The 16,436-nt window shown below is 45.7% G+C and carries 11 protein-coding genes; 10 read left to right on the top strand and 1 reads right to left on the bottom strand.

Going from position 1 to position 16,436, the window contains the following annotated elements:
• The first annotated feature begins 208 nt into the window (after positions 1-208).
• The 8 genes from MHI54_RS03335 (at position 209) to MHI54_RS03300 (ending at position 11,450) form a co-directional block, all read left to right on the top strand.
• Complete coding sequence (locus MHI54_RS03335; RefSeq protein ID WP_095216451.1) at positions 209-3,097, top strand: 2-oxoglutarate dehydrogenase E1 component; 2,889 nt, start codon at positions 209-211, stop codon at positions 3,095-3,097.
• Positions 3,094-4,353 (top strand): 2-oxoglutarate dehydrogenase complex dihydrolipoyllysine-residue succinyltransferase, encoded by a 1,260-nt coding sequence (odhB, locus tag MHI54_RS03330; protein ID WP_340082310.1) that lies wholly within the window; start codon positions 3,094-3,096, stop codon positions 4,351-4,353. Before MHI54_RS03335 ends, odhB begins: the two co-directional genes overlap by 4 nt.
• A gap of 176 nt (positions 4,354-4,529) precedes the next feature.
• Entirely contained in the window at positions 4,530-5,000 is a 471-nt protein-coding gene (tnpA, locus tag MHI54_RS03325; RefSeq protein WP_093727170.1) for an IS200/IS605 family transposase, read from the top strand.
• 207 nt (positions 5,001-5,207) lie between these two features.
• A complete protein-coding gene (locus MHI54_RS03320) occupies positions 5,208-6,704 on the top strand; it encodes a spore germination protein (protein WP_340082309.1) in 1,497 nt (498 codons plus the stop codon).
• Complete coding sequence (locus MHI54_RS03315; protein ID WP_340082308.1) at positions 6,691-7,800, top strand: endospore germination permease; 1,110 nt, start codon at positions 6,691-6,693, stop codon at positions 7,798-7,800. Before MHI54_RS03320 ends, MHI54_RS03315 begins: the two co-directional genes overlap by 14 nt.
• Complete coding sequence (locus tag MHI54_RS03310) at positions 7,797-8,915, top strand: Ger(x)C family spore germination protein (protein ID WP_340082307.1); 1,119 nt, start codon at positions 7,797-7,799, stop codon at positions 8,913-8,915. Before MHI54_RS03315 ends, MHI54_RS03310 begins: the two co-directional genes overlap by 4 nt.
• A gap of 82 nt (positions 8,916-8,997) precedes the next feature.
• The gene (gene yhbH, locus MHI54_RS03305; protein ID WP_340082306.1) at positions 8,998-10,161 is read left to right on the top strand and encodes a sporulation protein YhbH; all 1,164 of its coding nucleotides are present in this window, start codon (positions 8,998-9,000) and stop codon (positions 10,159-10,161) included.
• Between the two features lie 209 nt (positions 10,162-10,370).
• Positions 10,371-11,450 carry an undecaprenyldiphospho-muramoylpentapeptide beta-N-acetylglucosaminyltransferase gene (locus tag MHI54_RS03300; RefSeq protein ID WP_340082305.1) on the top strand — a complete coding sequence of 360 codons (1,080 nt, stop codon included), beginning with the start codon at positions 10,371-10,373 and terminating at the stop codon, positions 11,448-11,450.
• Between the two features lie 7 nt (positions 11,451-11,457).
• On the opposite strand, the gene MHI54_RS03295 is transcribed toward MHI54_RS03300, so the two are convergent.
• Positions 11,458-12,024 carry a carbonic anhydrase gene (locus MHI54_RS03295; RefSeq protein WP_095216457.1) on the bottom strand — a complete coding sequence of 189 codons (567 nt, stop codon included), beginning with the start codon at positions 12,022-12,024 and terminating at the stop codon, positions 11,458-11,460.
• Positions 12,025-12,530: 506 nt separating this feature from the next.
• Here MHI54_RS03295 and MHI54_RS03290 point away from each other — a divergent pair.
• The gene (locus tag MHI54_RS03290) at positions 12,531-14,282 is read left to right on the top strand and encodes an ABC transporter ATP-binding protein (protein WP_095216458.1); all 1,752 of its coding nucleotides are present in this window, start codon (positions 12,531-12,533) and stop codon (positions 14,280-14,282) included.
• Positions 14,279-16,312, top strand: coding sequence for an ABC transporter ATP-binding protein (locus tag MHI54_RS03285; RefSeq protein ID WP_340082304.1), 2,034 nt, complete (start codon positions 14,279-14,281; stop codon positions 16,310-16,312). Before MHI54_RS03290 ends, MHI54_RS03285 begins: the two co-directional genes overlap by 4 nt.
• Positions 16,313-16,436 lie beyond the last annotated feature (124 nt).

The following is a 16,436-nucleotide window of genomic DNA, read 5'->3' as shown; positions in this document are numbered from 1 at the left end:
GCAAAGATTTTTTCTTCTTGAAACAAAAATGTAAAAACGCTTTCAAAATGATGATATTTATGAAATGCATTTGGATAAATCCTTATATATCAACAAAGAAAGCGTTTTAAAAATTTTCTTGTTTTAGTTGTAAGTTTTGTCTTGTTACGGTATATTGGGAGTGTGAAAACGAATCAAGCCACTTTATTTAATTTCCAATTACTAAGCCATGAGCAATTTAAAAAAGTTACTTCTATTGGGGGGAACAGTCGTGGGACAAAAGGAATCTAGTGAAAGATTCTGGGAGAACTTCCATGGACCGAATATGGGTTATGTGGAAGAGCAATACGACAAATACAGGCAAGATCCGGAATCAGTGGAAGCATCATTGAAAGAATTGTTCGATACACATGGGGAGCCGCGGCTGACACAGCGTCAAGGGGAAGACGCTCCATCTGCAGGACTTTCCGAAGTATCCATCAAAAAAATAAAAGCTGCAATCCAGCTTGTGGAAGCCATCCGCCGCCATGGGCATCTCGAAGCGGATATCTATCCGGTAGGCGGAGAGCACGCGGAGTCTGCAGTGCTCACCAAAATGGAAGATTTCCAGCTGAGTGAATCCGACCTTCGGGAGATCCCGGCAAGCTTTGTGTGGGAAGATGCTCCGGATCATGTACATACGGCATTGGATGCCGTGCAGCTATTGAAGGAGAGATATGCAGGGACGACTTCCTTCGAGTATGATCATGTTGCTGATAATGAAGAGCGTAAATGGCTCCAGGAACAAATTGAGACGGCCTCTTATATTCCTGCTTGGAGTGCAGCTGACAAAAAGGAAATTTTGAAGCGCCTTACAGATGTAGAAGGATTTGAATCCTTCCTCTCACGTACGTTCGTCGGCCAGAAACGCTTCTCCATCGAGGGTCTTGAATCGATGGTGCCGATGCTTGATGCCATCATCAAAGAAGCATGTCTTGCTGATACGGATGAAGTGATGCTTGGCATGGCGCACAGGGGGAGACTTTCCGTTCTTGCGCATGTTTTAGGCAAACCCTTCGATCTCATCTTTTCCGAGTTCAATCATACCGGTGAAAAAGAACTGCTGCCTTCCGAGGGATCTAAAGGGCTGCATGGCGGCTGGACAGGGGATGTAAAGTATCATTTCGGCGCTGTGGCGGAACATCATGAAGGACAAGAGAAGCACACGAGAATTACACTGGCAAACAATCCTTCCCATTTGGAGTTCGTGAATCCGGTTGTAGAAGGCTTTACGAGAGCGGCTCAGGATAATACCTCAAAGCCGGGTTATCCGGAACAGGATCCTTCAAAAGCACTTAGTATCCTCATTCATGGCGATGCGGCATTCATCGGGGAAGGGATTGTAGCTGAGACGCTTAACCTCGGAGATCTGCCAGGGTACAGCACAGCTGGATCGGTTCATATCATCGCAAACAATCAGGTTGGCTTCACGACGAATCGCCGTGATGGACGTTCCACCCGATATGCAAGTGATTTGGCGAAAGGCTTCGAGATTCCCATCGTGCACGTGAATGCAGATGATCCGCTGGCCTGCGTTGCAGCGGCAATGCTTGCTTTCCGATACCGCCAGCGTTTCCATAAAGACTTCTTGATCGACCTGGTCGGGTACCGCAGATATGGTCACAATGAAATGGATGAACCGCGTTCGACACAGCCGATCCTTTATCAGGACATCGATGCGCATGATACCGTAGCCAAAATCTTTTCCGGGAAGCTTGAAAAAGAGAAAGTCATCACAGGACAGGAAGGCTATGAAGTGCTGAGTGAACAAGTCGGTGAATATCTGAGGGATATCTTCCAGAATATGAAGGAAGAAGAGGCGAAAGAAAAAATGCCGAAACCGGAGCCGGAAGCATTGAAATGCGATCTGCCGGAGATAAAAACCAGTGTCCCTGCGGATACATTGTTCTCCCTCAATCGGCAGCTTCAGAAACGGCCGGAAGGATTCCAAGTCTTTAAAAAGCTGATCAAAATCCTTTCCAAGCGGCATCAGGCATTTGAAGAAGAGGGAAAAGCGGATTGGGCTGTCGGCGAAATTCTTGCATATGCGAGCATTTTACAGGAAGGCACTCCAATCAGACTGACAGGTCAGGATTCAGAGCGTGGAACATTCGCCCACAGACATGCGGTATTGCATGATATCGAGACAGATGCGACTTACTCTCCGCTGCATGGCCTGGATGAAGCGAAATCATTTGCCCTTCATAACAGTCCATTATCGGAAGCCGGGGTCATCGGCTTTGAATATGGCTACAGCGTGCACAATCCGGATGCTTTTGTCATTTGGGAGGCGCAATTCGGTGACTTCGCCAATACAGGGCAGGTGCTTTTCGATCAGTTCATTGCAGCAGGGCGTGCCAAATGGGGCGAGAAATCCAATATGGCAATTTTGCTGCCGCATGGCTACGAAGGCCAGGGACCGGAGCATTCCAGCGGCCGCGTGGAAAGATTCCTGCAGCTTGCAGCTGAGAATAACTTGATCATCGCGAATGTGACGAGTTCCGCCCAGCTCTTCCATCTACTCCGCAGACAGGCGAAACTGGGCGGAAGGGAAGAGGCAAGACCGCTCGTGCTCATGACGCCGAAAAGCTTGATGCGAAGTGCCCGGTTGGCAAGCAAGCTGGAGGAATTTACGGAAGGAAGCTTTTCTTCCTTGCGAGTTCAGCCTAACAATGAGGCAACATCCGAAACGGCGAGAACTCTCGTATTAGGCAGCGGAAAAGTGATGGTGGATCTGGAAGAAGCGATGGAGAAAGAAACTGGTTCATTTGAAGAACTCCATATCGTCCGTCTGGAACAGCTTTATCCATTCCCTGCCCAGAAAATCAAACAGATCTTCAAGGACTATCCGTCTATCAGCGAAGTGAGATGGGTACAGGAAGAACCGCGTAATATGGGAGCATGGACATTTGTCCGCGACAGGATCGAAGCGATTCTGTCAGAGGATCAGACACTTGAATACATCGGCCGCCCGGATCGGGCATCACCGGCAGTGGGTAAGCCTGCCATCCATAAAACAGAGCAAAAGCAGATCATCAACCAAGCCTTAAAGCTGTCCAAGGGAGGAGTTAGCGTATGAAGGAACTAAAAGTACCAGAGCTGGCAGAATCAATTACAGAAGGAACAATTTCAGAATGGCTGGTCAATCCGGGCGATCATGTCGAAAAAGGGGACCCTGTCCTTGAGCTGGAGACAGATAAGGTAAATGTGGAAGTCAATGCCGAGTACAGCGGTGTGGTCAAGGAATTGCTGAAGGAAGCTGGCGATGATGTCGAAGTTGGCGATATCATCGCAACAGTTGATGAAAATGGCGCGGCGGCAGGTTCTGCTGCCGAAGAGACAAAAGCAGAAGCTGCTGCTGTAGCAGAGGCTCCGGCCCCGGCTGAAGAGAAGAAGGACGAAACGAAAGGCGAAGCCGCTGAGCCGGCCGCGTCCAACAAAAACACACTGGCTACTCCTGCTGCCCGCAAACGTGCCCGTGAGCTGGGAATCAGCCTGGATGAGATTTCATCACGTGATCCATTTGGACGGATTCGCCCTGAGGATGTCGAAGAGGCAGCTAAGCCGAAAGAGAAACCTGCCAAACAAGCAAAAGCCGAAAAACAGAAGCAGCAGGAAAAAACGGAGTTTGATAAACCAATCGAGCGTGTGAAAATGACGCGCCGCCGCCAGACGATAGCTAACCGGCTGGTCGAAGCACAGCATACATCCGCCATGCTGACCACATTCAATGAAGTGGATATGACAGCTGTCATGCAGCTGCGCAGTGAACGGAAAGATAAATTCCTTGAAAAACATGACGTGAAGCTTGGGTTTATGTCCTTCTTCACAAAAGCAGTCGTCGGTGCACTGAAGGAATTCCCATACATCAATGCAGAAATTCAGGGTAATGAGATCGTATTGAAGAAATTCTACGATGTTGGTATAGCGGTATCAACTGATGATGGCCTGGTCGTACCAGTCGTCCGGGATGCTGATCGGCTGGACTTTGCCGGAATTGAAAGCGAGATAGCCCGTTTAGGCAAAAAAGCCCGCAATAAAGAGCTCAGCCTGGATGAATTGAACGGAGGTTCCTTCACCATCACAAACGGCGGTATTTTTGGATCGCTTGTTTCCACACCGATCCTGAATACACCGCAAGTCGGTATCCTGGGAATGCATGCTATCCAGAAACGCCCGATAGCAATGCCGGATGATACGATTCAGATTCGTCCGATGATGTATCTTGCCTTGTCTTACGATCATCGTATCGTCGATGGAAAGGATGCAGTCCAGTTCCTTGTACGCATCAAGCAATTGCTTGAAGATCCATATGATCTTCTTTTGGAAGGCTGAATTGATTGGAACCACCCTCAAGATGGAGGGTGGTTTTTTTATATGTATTAGAAAACCCCTGGCTATGCCGGGGGTTCCAGAAAGCTTCAAGCGTGGTAATAAAAAAACCTCACTTCATGGTAGGATAAAGTTGGTTTCCCGACCACTTTATCTCGCCATAGAAGGAGGAGTGCCCTATGAAGGACATGAACAGTTTAGCACATACAACATGGAATTGTAAGTATCACGTAGTATTTGCGCCAAAGTACAGAAGGCAGGTTATTTACGGAAAATACAAAAAGAGTATCGGACAAATTATTAGGGATTTATGTGAACGGAAAGGTGTGATTATCCATGAAGCAAATGCTTGTCCGGATCACATTCATATGTTGATAAGTATCCCGCCGAAATTAAGTGTGTCACAATTTATGGGATACTTAAAAGGGAAAAGTAGTTTAATGATATTCGATCGTCATGCCAATTTAAAATATAGATATGGAAATCGAAAATTTTGGTGTCGAGGATTCTATGTTGATACAGTCGGGAGAAATAAGAAACAAATACAAGAATATATTAGGAATCAGCTAAAAGAGGACTATATGGGCGATCAATTGACATTATTCGAAGAGTACGATCCATTTACAGGAGAAAAAAATCGGAAGAAATAAAGAAATTCTTTAGAATTGGTGAGTAGATGTGGTGCAAGAGGGAACCCATTCAGCGGGCCTTTGAGGCCTAGGCCGGTAACAAAGGCTTTTAGCCGCAGAACAAACCACCAGTTCACACTGGTGGTTTTGATTGTGGTCTTTTTTCCACATATCTTTAGTGGCGCTGTGCAAACTACAGATATCCAATTACAGGAGGGGGGCGTCGTCATGGGTTTTTTTAAGCAAAGGAAGAACCAGCCGGTACAAGAGAAAGTCATACGGGAAGATAAGATGCCGCCGCATCGATCCACAGCGTCACTGGAAAAAAATATTCAATACTTGCAGAATGAATTGCGGAATTCAACTGATCTGAAAATACGCTTGCTGCCGGGAAATAAGCAGGCATTGGTTTACATAGATGACATTACGGATTCGGATAAAATGCAGCGTTATATATTCGAGCCGCTATTGAAGACGGATGGCAATATAGCGAAGGTCAAAGACCGGGAAGAAAGCGACGACCTAAATAAAGCAATAACTGCGCTCCTGGAGGGCAAGGCTGTCTATTTGGTGGAGGGAGACTCTGCTTTGTATTTTTTCAATGTCCAGCAGAATGTAGTCAGGGCAATCAATGAGCCGATGAACGAAAAGGTCATCAAGGGTTCGCATGATGGATTCAATGAAGATATCAAGCAGAATATCAATCTGATTCGGCGCCGCATCCAGCATCGCAGTCTAACGATAAAAAAACAGACGGTTGGCGACTATACCGAATCAGAAATCGCCCTGATCTATGTGGATGGAATAGCGAATCCGGAGGTGGTGGAAGAGCTGGAAAAAAGGGTGAAAAGCATCAAAATCGATGCGCTCCTGAGTGCGGGGGCATTCAGTGAATACATCGAGGATCGCAGTTATAGTATCTTTCCGCAATTCTTAAGTACGGAAAGACCGGATAAGACTGTTGCGCAGCTTATGGAGGGGAGAATTGCCATTTTATTTGCGAACAATCCTACTTGCCTGATTGCACCGGTTACATTTTATGCTTTTTATCAATCGCCGGATGATTATAATACCCGCTGGATTGTAGCAACATATATTCGTTTGATTCGCCTTTTCAGTTTCATTCTGGCCATTACGCTGCCATCCTTTTATATTGCCGTTGTCGGCTTCCATTATGAAGTCATTCCGGAAGAATTGATATCGCCAGTATTGGGGGCTATCAGGGACATTGCGTACCCGCCCATAGTCGAGGCTATATTAATGGTGATCGTCATTGAGCTTATCAGGGAATCGGGTATTCGGCTGCCGTCTCCCATTGGTTCGACCATTGGTATTGTAGGTGGTCTGGTTATCGGGGATGCGATTGTGACGGCAGGTTTGGTATCCAATTTGATGGTGATCGTCATTGCCCTCACATCCCTGGCCTCGTTTTTAGTGCCTTCGAATGAAATGAGTGATTCGCTTAGGGTGTTGACGTTCCCGCTGATCATCCTTAGTTCCATTCTCGGATTTATCGGTATCGCTTTCGGTTTGCTGATGGTGCTGATTCACCTTTGCCGGATGGAATCATTGGGGCTTAGCTACTTTACGCCGATACAATTCCGGGATCTAAAAGATACGGTAATACGTGTTCCGCAATTTTTGATGAAGCGCCGTCCAGATCAGGTGGAGTCACCGCGGCCATATAAGTCCAATGAACTGGGTGATGATCATGGAGAAAAGTGATGCAAAACAAAAAATTACTTTATCCCAGCTTGGGTATATCTATATCCAGAGTCAAATTGGCGTCGATATCCTGAATTTATCCACTGTCCTGCATAAAGCGGCCGGGCCCGATGGCTGGATTCCATTGCTTATTGGCGGTTTCATTTCCATCATTTTTGTGTTGATGATGATGCATATTAGTAAATGCTATCCAGGTGAAGGTCTATTCGAGATTCTGAAAAGCAGCTTCGGCAATGTGTTGGGACGCGCAGCGCAAATCGGCTATTATGTTTATTTTTTGGTTGTGGCAATTTACCTTTTAACTTCTTATGGGGAACTGATCAATCAATGGCTTCTGCCTGAGACGCCGATCATTGTGCTGTATGCGTTACTGGTCATCAGTGCGCTTTACACTATATCGGGCGGTCTCACGCTTATCGCCAAAGTTTTTACCTTTTTCTCTGTCATCCTTTTCTTGCTGTCAGCGCTGTTCTTATTCGGTTTCGTGGATGCAAAATTCATTTATTTACTGCCAATAGGACAGGCACCTTTTTCTGCTTATATCGAAGGGATCAGAGTCACCATCTATTCCTTGAGCAGCTATGTATTATTATTATTGTTCCTCCCTTATACAAAGGGATCTCATAAGCAAAAAATAAGGACAGTACTGGGAGCGAACCTGATTGTCATCTTTTTCTATTTATATACGGTGATCGTATCCTTCGCTCATTTCGGGTCGGATCAGATTGAACACATCTCGCAGCCGGTTCTTTATATGCTGAGGACAGCCGATTCTGTCATCATCACCAGAATCGATATATTTGTACTTGCGATGTGGACCGTATTTGCCATGACAGCTTTCGCTTCGTATCTTTATGCTGCAGAAAGGGCTTTTGACAATATACCAAAATCGAAGAAGAAAATGCTGATTGTCTATGCTGCTTCCTTCATTGTGATAGCGGTTTCCTATTGGGGCGGGCTAAATGAAAAGAATCTTGGGCATATTATCGATTTTCAGGATCAGATAACCGATTATTTCACCATGTACATCCCGATTTTGTTATTCCTGCTATCCTTCCTGCGCAGAAAAGATAAGCAAAAGGGGGCTGCACAATGAAAAAGCTGTGTATCATCTTGCTGAGCTGTACGCTGCTTTTGTCAGGATGCTGGGATACGAGGGAGTTCAAAGAAGTGAAGCTTGGGATAACGGCAGCTTATGATCTGTCGGATGATGGAGTTTATACAAATACCATCCTGATACCGAATGTCCAAAATAGTTCACAGGGGCCTGGAGAAGAATCCACGCAGTTCCTTACCGCAACCGGAAGTACATCTTCCGAGGCAAGAACGAATATCGACAGACGATTATCCTCCACTTACAGTCCAGCCCAGCTTGATGTTTTACTTTTGGGAGAAAACCTTGCCCGTCAGGATATTTATCCATACGTCGATCCTTATTACCGGGATGCGAGGATGCATCTCGATGTCGTACCGGTGGTGGTGAAGGGGAATGCACAGCAGGCGCTGAAAGTGGTCCCTGAATCCGAGATTCGTCCGAGCGAATATATAGAAGGTATAGTCGAATCGGAAGTGGAAACCACCAATGCGGTCGAAACCAGTCTGCAAGCGATAGGTTCGGAGCTTTTTGAAGAAGGGGAAGATTTTACCTTGCCGCTTCTGAAAGTCGGGGATGGCGGAAAGACAGTTTCTTATGAAGGAATGGCATTATTCCATGAATCAAGTTATAGCGGTAAGGATATCCCTTTCGATCATACGACTCTTTTTCTGCTGATGAAGCGGATTAAGGGAAAAATAGCCCGAATCACGCTTAAGATCTTTGATGGGGAGAAACAAGCCATCGATGACTATACGACGATAAATATCGAGGATTATTCGAGTGAAATCAAGTCGAAACCAGATAAACAGCATAAAGTCCGGACAGATATCACATTGGATTTAACGGTAATGATCCAAGAATACCCGCAGGATCATCTAAGCCTGGATAAATTGCCGGAGGTCAAAGAGAATCTGGAGCAGGCATTGACTGACCAGGCCAAGGAAACGATCAGCATCATTCAAGAGGCGAATAGCGATGTATTTGGAATCGGCCGCAGCATCTATGGCCATCATCCTGACTATTGGAGCAAGCTTGACTGGGACCGTGATTTCAAAAATATAAAAATTGTACCGCATATCAATGTGAATGTACGATCGCGCGGAATTTTCAGATAATGAATCACTTTTCCGGAGTTTGTTTAATCAATGTCCGTCTTCCCGCATAAGATAGACTAATTATCTTAAGGGAGGCTGGCGAATGAGTGATTCCAATCATTTTGCAGTGTCGGAAGAAGACTGGTCCCTCCATCGAAAAGGATATGATGATCAAAAGCGGCATCAGGAGAAGGTCCAGGAAGTATTGAAGAACAAATTGCCCGATTTGATCACAGAAGAAAATATTATCATGTCAAATGGGAAGGATCTGATCAAAATACCGATCAGGTCATTGGATGAATACAAAATCCGTTATAGCCAAGACAAGAACAAACATGCCGGTCAAGGAAAAGGCGACAGTAAAGTAGGAGATGTGCTGGGACGTGCCGGCGGTCAGCAAAAGGAACCTGGCAAGGGACCAGGTGAAGCAGGAGATCAGCCTGGTCAGGATTATTATGAAGCGGAAGTATCTTTTGAGGAATTGGAAGAGAATTTTTACAGCCAGCTGGAGCTGCCGAATCTGGAACAAAAAGATGAACAGCAGATGATCGTGACGGATATTGCCTTTCACGACATCCGCAAGACAGGTCTTATCGGTAATATCGACAAAAAAAGGACGATGCTGGAAGCATTCAAGCGCAATGCGCTAAGCGGGAGTGCTTCATTTGCTCCGATTTATCCGGAAGATGTCCGCTATAAGACTTGGGACACGATTGAAAAGCCTGATTCGAAGGCTGTCGTCCTCGCTATGCTTGATACGAGCGGCAGCATGGGGAATTGGGAAAAATACGTGGCAAGAAGCTTCTTCTTTTGGATGACACGTTTCCTCCGGACCAAATATGAAACGGTGGATATTGAGTTCATAGCCCATCATACCGAGGCTAATGTCGTTGACGAGGAGTCCTTCTTCTCGAAAGGGGAAAGCGGCGGGACCATCTGCTCCTCAGCTTATAAGAAAGCATTGCAGTTGATAGATGAAAAGTACCCGCCATCGGCATATAATATATACCCTTTCCATTTTTCGGACGGGGATAATCTCACTTCCGATAATAGCCGCTGCGTCGGTCTCATCAATCAGCTGCTTGAAAAATCAAGTATGTTCGGATATGGGGAAGTGAATCAATATAATCGCCATTCCACATTGATGCAAATATTCCGGAAGATGGACCATCCCAAATTCAGATATTATGTCCTGCGTAAGAAAACAGATGTATTCTATGCCATGCAGCGCTTCTTTTCGAACGAGGAAACAGAAGTTTCAGTCTGAACAGCAGTGATTCCACTGCTGTTTCTTTGGGTTTCTTGAAATCCCTCTTGAAAAAGCATATATTGGTCATATGCCAAAAAGCCCTTTCTTTTTTCTAAGATATCCTTTAGGATAGAGAAGGCGATACAATGTTTCGTTTATATTACAAATAAATTACAGATATATTAAATAGAGAAGTGCTTTTAATGGGAAAGGGAAGGATTTACAACATGAAGGAAAAACGGATTCTATTTACGGGGGGCGGCACGGCCGGCCATGTAATCGTGAACGTGGCCCTGATTCCTGTATTCAGACAGGAAGGGTGGAAAATCGATTACATTGGTTCAAAGAATGGAATAGAGCGTGACCTGATTGAGTCGATAGAAGGCGTGACATATCACAGCATTTCCACCGGGAAATTAAGACGTTATATGTCCAAGGAGAACTTCAAGGATCCTTTCAAAGTGATGAAAGGAACACTGCAGGCATATCGAATCATGGGAAAAGTGAAACCGGATGTCATTTTCTCCAAAGGCGGATTCGTTTCGGTTCCGGTATTATTTGCGTCCTGGCTGCGTCATATTCCGGCTGTCATTCATGAATCGGATATTACACCTGGATTGGCGAATAAGCTTGCGATGCCATTCGCGAAGAAAATCGTGACGACATTTGCTGAAACAGTATCCCATGTCTCTGCCAAAAAAGCGGAATGGGTCGGAGCAGTCGTCCGGGATGAATTGATTCAAGGTAATCGGAGAGTGGGTTTGGAGAATCTCGGCTTTTCACCTGATAAGGCTGTTTTGTTGATCATGGGAGGCAGCGGAGGATCCCAAGTGATCAATGAGGCGGTCCGCTCCAGCTTGGACACACTGCTGCAGGAATTCCAGATTATCCACATCTGCGGAAAGAATCAACTGGATGAAACAATCAAGAGAGATGGCTATGTGCAATTTGAATATGTGAACGAAGGTTTGAACGATTTGTTCGCAGCCTCTGATTTCGTCTTGTCACGTGCGGGTTCGAATGCTATCTTTGAATTTTTGGCACTCCGTAAGCCGATGCTTTTGGTGCCATTATCCCGGAAAGCAAGCCGGGGAGATCAGCTGCTTAATGCAAGCTCCTTCAAGAAACAAGGCTATGCCGATGTTTTGGAAGAAGAGGATTTGACAAGTGCTTCCTTGATTCAGCATTTACAGGATCTCAAGGAGCATAAAAACGAAATATTGCGCAGCATGAGTCATTATGAGAGCCAAGAAGCGAAACAACGAGTAATTGAAATCATAAAAGAACACGCAAAAAAAACCAACTGACAATCTGTCAGTTGGTTTTTTCGTATCCGTTACGAACGACAGTCAATTCACCAGTTGCCGGATCGATTACAAGGGCATGGACGGGTACTTGTTTTGGCAGCAAAGGATGATTCGCGATCAGCGATGCACTGTTTTCCACTGATTCCTCTACACTGTTGAATCCATCAAACCATGTATTGGCAATATCCTCACTGGATGATTGACGCAGATATGTTTCGACATCCCCGCCTTGCTGGCCGATTTGTTTCAGCATATCGGAACCATGCAGATGATGCATGCCACAGTCTTTGTGACCGATTACGAATACTTCTTCACCTTTCAAGGCGTGGATCGCCACTAAGATACTTTTCATCGCACTATCGGAAGTGTCGACGAGCATCGCACCTGCGTTTTGGATCATTTTTGCATCGCCATTTTTGAGGTTGAGCGCTTTTGGAAGCAGTTCAAGCAAGCGGGCATCCATACAAGTTAGAATGACAGCTTTCCTGGATGGGAACTTATCTGTTTCATATTTTGCGTATTCTTTATTTTCTACGAATTTTTGGTTATGAACCAAGATCTCATCTAATAACATGGATTACGATACTCCTTTTTTAATTATCATCTCTAGTCTACCATATTAGTGCAAATGGTTAACAATTTCTTATTGATTAAATTGTTTGAAAATAACATTGACCTTTTTCGACCGGTATGTATATACTTATTATGCATAAAATTACAATTGGAAGGAGGGACCCAAGATGAACAACCGGAAAATAGCTTTTAACAGCCAATTTCATAGTGGGCGGCCCCTCCTTTATTCGGTATTTTAGAGGTTTGATTTTATCGGGATGGAGTAGTCGCAATTAGCTTGCTGCATACTCCCAACAACGTGTACGCCTGCGGGCGTGCGCGTTTTTTTATGCATAAATGACGGTTTGCTGATACAGGCCGGGATTCCTTTCCGGCTTCTTATCATAACAAGAAAACAAGGAGGAAGCGCTATGCCGAACACACAGACAAAAAAATGGGAGGAAGATTGGAATGATGATGGTTAGCTGAACAGTTTGGACAAATTCGTGAAAGAAGGTGGTGGATAGTATGTTTGATGTTTTGAAGAAGTTGGATTGGTTTTTCCTGAAATATTGGAAGCGATATACGATTGCGATTATCGCCCTTATACTAGCCAGCTTGATCGGTCTGATTCCGCCGAAGCTGATCGGTCTCACCATTGATGAGATCAATTATAACTCGCTTACTTCAGAAAGGCTTTGGCAGGTCATCGGTCTGTTCCTGCTGCTTATCGTGCTGCACTATGTCATTTCCTATGTGTGGGATTATACCTTGTTCAGCGGATCTGCGATTCTGGAGAGATTGATGCGTTCCAAGCTGATGGGACACTTTTTCCGTATGACACCTACATTCTTCGATAAGAAAAAAGTGGGGGACCTGATGGCGCAAGGTACGAATGATTTACGTGCCATCTATATGACAAGCGGTTTCGGGGTATTGACGCTGGTGGATTCAAGTATTTTTATGCTCATGATCATTGCAATCATGGGATTTTCGATCAGCTGGGAACTGACGTTGGTCGCCCTTATCCCGATGCCCATCATGGCCATTGTCATGCATAAATATGGAGAGGCTATCAATGAACGCTTCACGGAAGCACAGGAAGCTTTCGGGAACTTGAATAATGAAGTGCTGGAATCGATCCGCGGAGTCCGGGTGACACGGGCATTCGTTCAAGAGCAGCAGGACGAACAGCGGTTTCAGGATATGACGGAGGATGTTTATCGGAAGAATATCAAGGTAGCGAAGATCGATGCATTATTCGAACCAACGATGAAAGTGCTTGTAGGGCTTTCCTACACAATCGGAATCGGCTATGGCGCCTTGCTTGTCTTCCAAAATGAAATCACCCTGGGGAATCTAGTATCGTTCAATATGTATCTTGGAATGCTTATTTGGCCGATGTTTGCTGTAGGTGAATTGATCAATGTCCTGCAGCGGGGGAATGCATCCTTGGATCGTGTCAATATGACGCTTGATTATCCGGCCGATGTAACGGATCCCGAACAGCCTGTGGATCGGCAGAAACCAGGAGATATTGTCTTCGATTCTGTAAGCTTCTGTTATCCGGGCAATGATACGGAGCGCCTCCATGACATCAGCCTCGAGATCAAGCAGGGGACGACACTTGGTGTTGTAGGTAAAACTGGTGCCGGCAAATCGACATTGTTCAAACAGCTGCTCCGTCAATATCCGCCAGGGGAAGGTCGATTGCTGCTCGGCGGTATACCAATCGAACAGTTTTCCTTGCAGAAGACGCGCAGCTGGATTGGTTATGTACCGCAGGAACAGATCCTTTTCTCGAAAACGATCCGGGAAAATATCCGATATGGCAAACAGGATGCATCCGACGAGGAAATTTTCCGTGTCATGGAGCTCGCTCATTTCCTTACGGATATAAAGAGCCTCCCCGAAGGCCTGGATACAAAAGTGGGTGAAAGCGGGGTCACCCTTTCCGGAGGGCAGAAACAGCGTGTCGCCCTGGCGCGTGCCTTTATCAAGAATCCGGAAATATTGATCCTGGATGATTCCATGAGTGCAGTCGATGGTAAAACCGAAGCCAATATCATTGAGCATTTGAAGAAAGAGCGCCAGGATAAAACGACTATCATCGCAGCTCATCGACTTTCCGCTGTCAAGCATGCCGAACAGATCATCGTGCTGGATGATGGAAGGATCATGGAGCAAGGTACACATGAAGAGCTGCTTGAAGCGGACGGCTGGTATGCAAGCCAGTTTTATTTGCAGCAGCTTGAGGATAAGGGGGGTGTCTCCTCATGAAGAAAGAAACGACGGAACGGCGATTGTTCAAGTACGCATTAAGCAATAAGAAAACGATCAATATCGGTCTCATCTGCCTGCTCATTGCTGTCGCGCTCGAGCTGGCAGGCCCGCTGATCGCAGCTCGAATAATCGATCATCACATCCTTGGAATAGAGTCCACTTGGTATGAAGTGGAAAATGAGACGGATCATACAGTCGATTATGCGGGAAAGACTTATATCCGTTCAGATGAGCTCGACTCGAAGGAAGATGCAGTCGGAGAAGCAACCGTCATGCAGATAGGCAGGCATTTTTATTTTGCGGATGGAGCCCTGCCTTTGGAAGGTTCCAAATCCTATGCAGATGGTACAATCACTGTCGATGGTCCGCAAGGGAAAGAAAAGGCAGCGGGCACGAGACTTTCAGCTGCAGAGTTATATGAATTTTTCCGGCCGCAATTCCAGCCGATCATCATCTTGCTCATTGTTTATGCAGGCCTATTATTCATTGCGGCAATATTTCAATTTTGGAAGACTTTCTTGCTGCAGCAAGCTTCCAATAAAATCGTACGCACAATGCGAAATGAAATTTTTGCCCATACACAGCGTGTGCCGATCCATTATTATGTGGACCGGCCGGCAGGGACGATTGTTGCAAGGATCACCAACGATACAGAAGCGATCCGTGATTTATATGAGCGGGTATTGGCTACATTTGTGACAAGTTTCGTTTATATGGGTGGTATCTTTGTCGCGATGTTCGTGCTGAATGCCAAACTGGCTGCCATTTGCTTACTCGTGATTCCGATTTTTTGGGCTTGGATGAAGGTATATAAGTATTTTGGCACGAAATACAATAAAGTCGTCCGAAAAACGGTCAGTGAGATTAACGGCAGTATCAATGAATCGATTCAGGGCATGCCGATCATCCAGGCGTTCAACCGGGAACATAAGACAAAAGAAGAATTCGAAGTGCTGAATACGCGGAATTTCACCTACCAGCGGAAGCTGATGAAATTAAGTGCTTTGACCTCCCATAACTTAGTGACAGTGCTCCGTAACCTGGCTTTCGTCGCATTCATCTGTTATTTCGGAGGTGCTGCTGTAACCGGTGGTTCCATCGTTACAGTGGGAGTGCTCTATGCTTTTGTCGATTACTTGAACCGTTTGTTCAATCCGGTCACGGATGCAGTGAATCAGCTGCCGCTGCTGGAGCAGGCACGGGTTGCTGCAGCTCGTGTATTCCAGCTGCTTGAAGAACCAGGGGAAAATGTGGATTCCCAGGCCAAGCGTGAGAAGAACCGAGGAGAAATCGCTTTTGAGCATGTCAGCTTTGCTTATAATGATAAAGATTATGTGCTGAAAGACCTTAGCTTCCAGATAAAAAGCGGACAGACGGCAGCTTTCGTCGGGCATACAGGTTCCGGCAAAAGCTCGATCATGAATTTATTATTCCGGTTTTATGATCATCAGAAAGGGAGAATAACGATTGATGGTGTGGATACAAAAGAAATGTCACGCCAGCAAGTCCGCAGCAGCATGGGGATTGTGCTGCAGGATCCATTCCTTTTTACAGGTACGATCCTGACGAATGTGACAATGAATAATCCGGCTATTTCGCGCGAAGCGGCCATCGAAGCCCTGAAAGCAGTAGGAGCGGAGCCATTCATCTCCAAGCTTCCGAAACAATACGATGAGCCAGTCAAAGAAGGAGGAGCCACCCTTTCCATGGGGGAAAGGCAGCTTGTTTCCTTCGCGAGAGCATTGGCCTTCAATCCTTCCATTTTGATATTGGATGAAGCGACTGCCAATATCGACACCGAAACAGAGGCCGTCATCCAGCGAGCTTTGGATGTACTCAAACAGGGCAGGACAACATTGGTCATCGCCCATCGTCTTTCGACAATCATGCATGCCGATCAGATTTTTGTCCTGGATCACGGGAAGATATTGGAACAAGGCAATCACATGTCCCTACTGGAGAAACAGGGACAATATTATCAGATGTACTTGATGCAGCAGAGCGGTATAAAGCGTTCCGCCGGTTAGTGAAAAAGCCGTCCTGATTATACAGGATGGCTTTTTTATGCGCTTTATTGTTGCAGAGATTTAATTTTTTTGTAATTATTTTGAGAAGCAGCCTTTAAACCGGGTGTTGTATGATAGGCATATT

It is taken from the genome of Terribacillus sp. FSL K6-0262 (genome assembly GCF_037977385.1).
Classification (GTDB): Bacteria; Bacillota; Bacilli; order Bacillales; family Amphibacillaceae; genus Terribacillus.
This window is presented reverse-complemented; position numbering and strand designations above follow the sequence as displayed.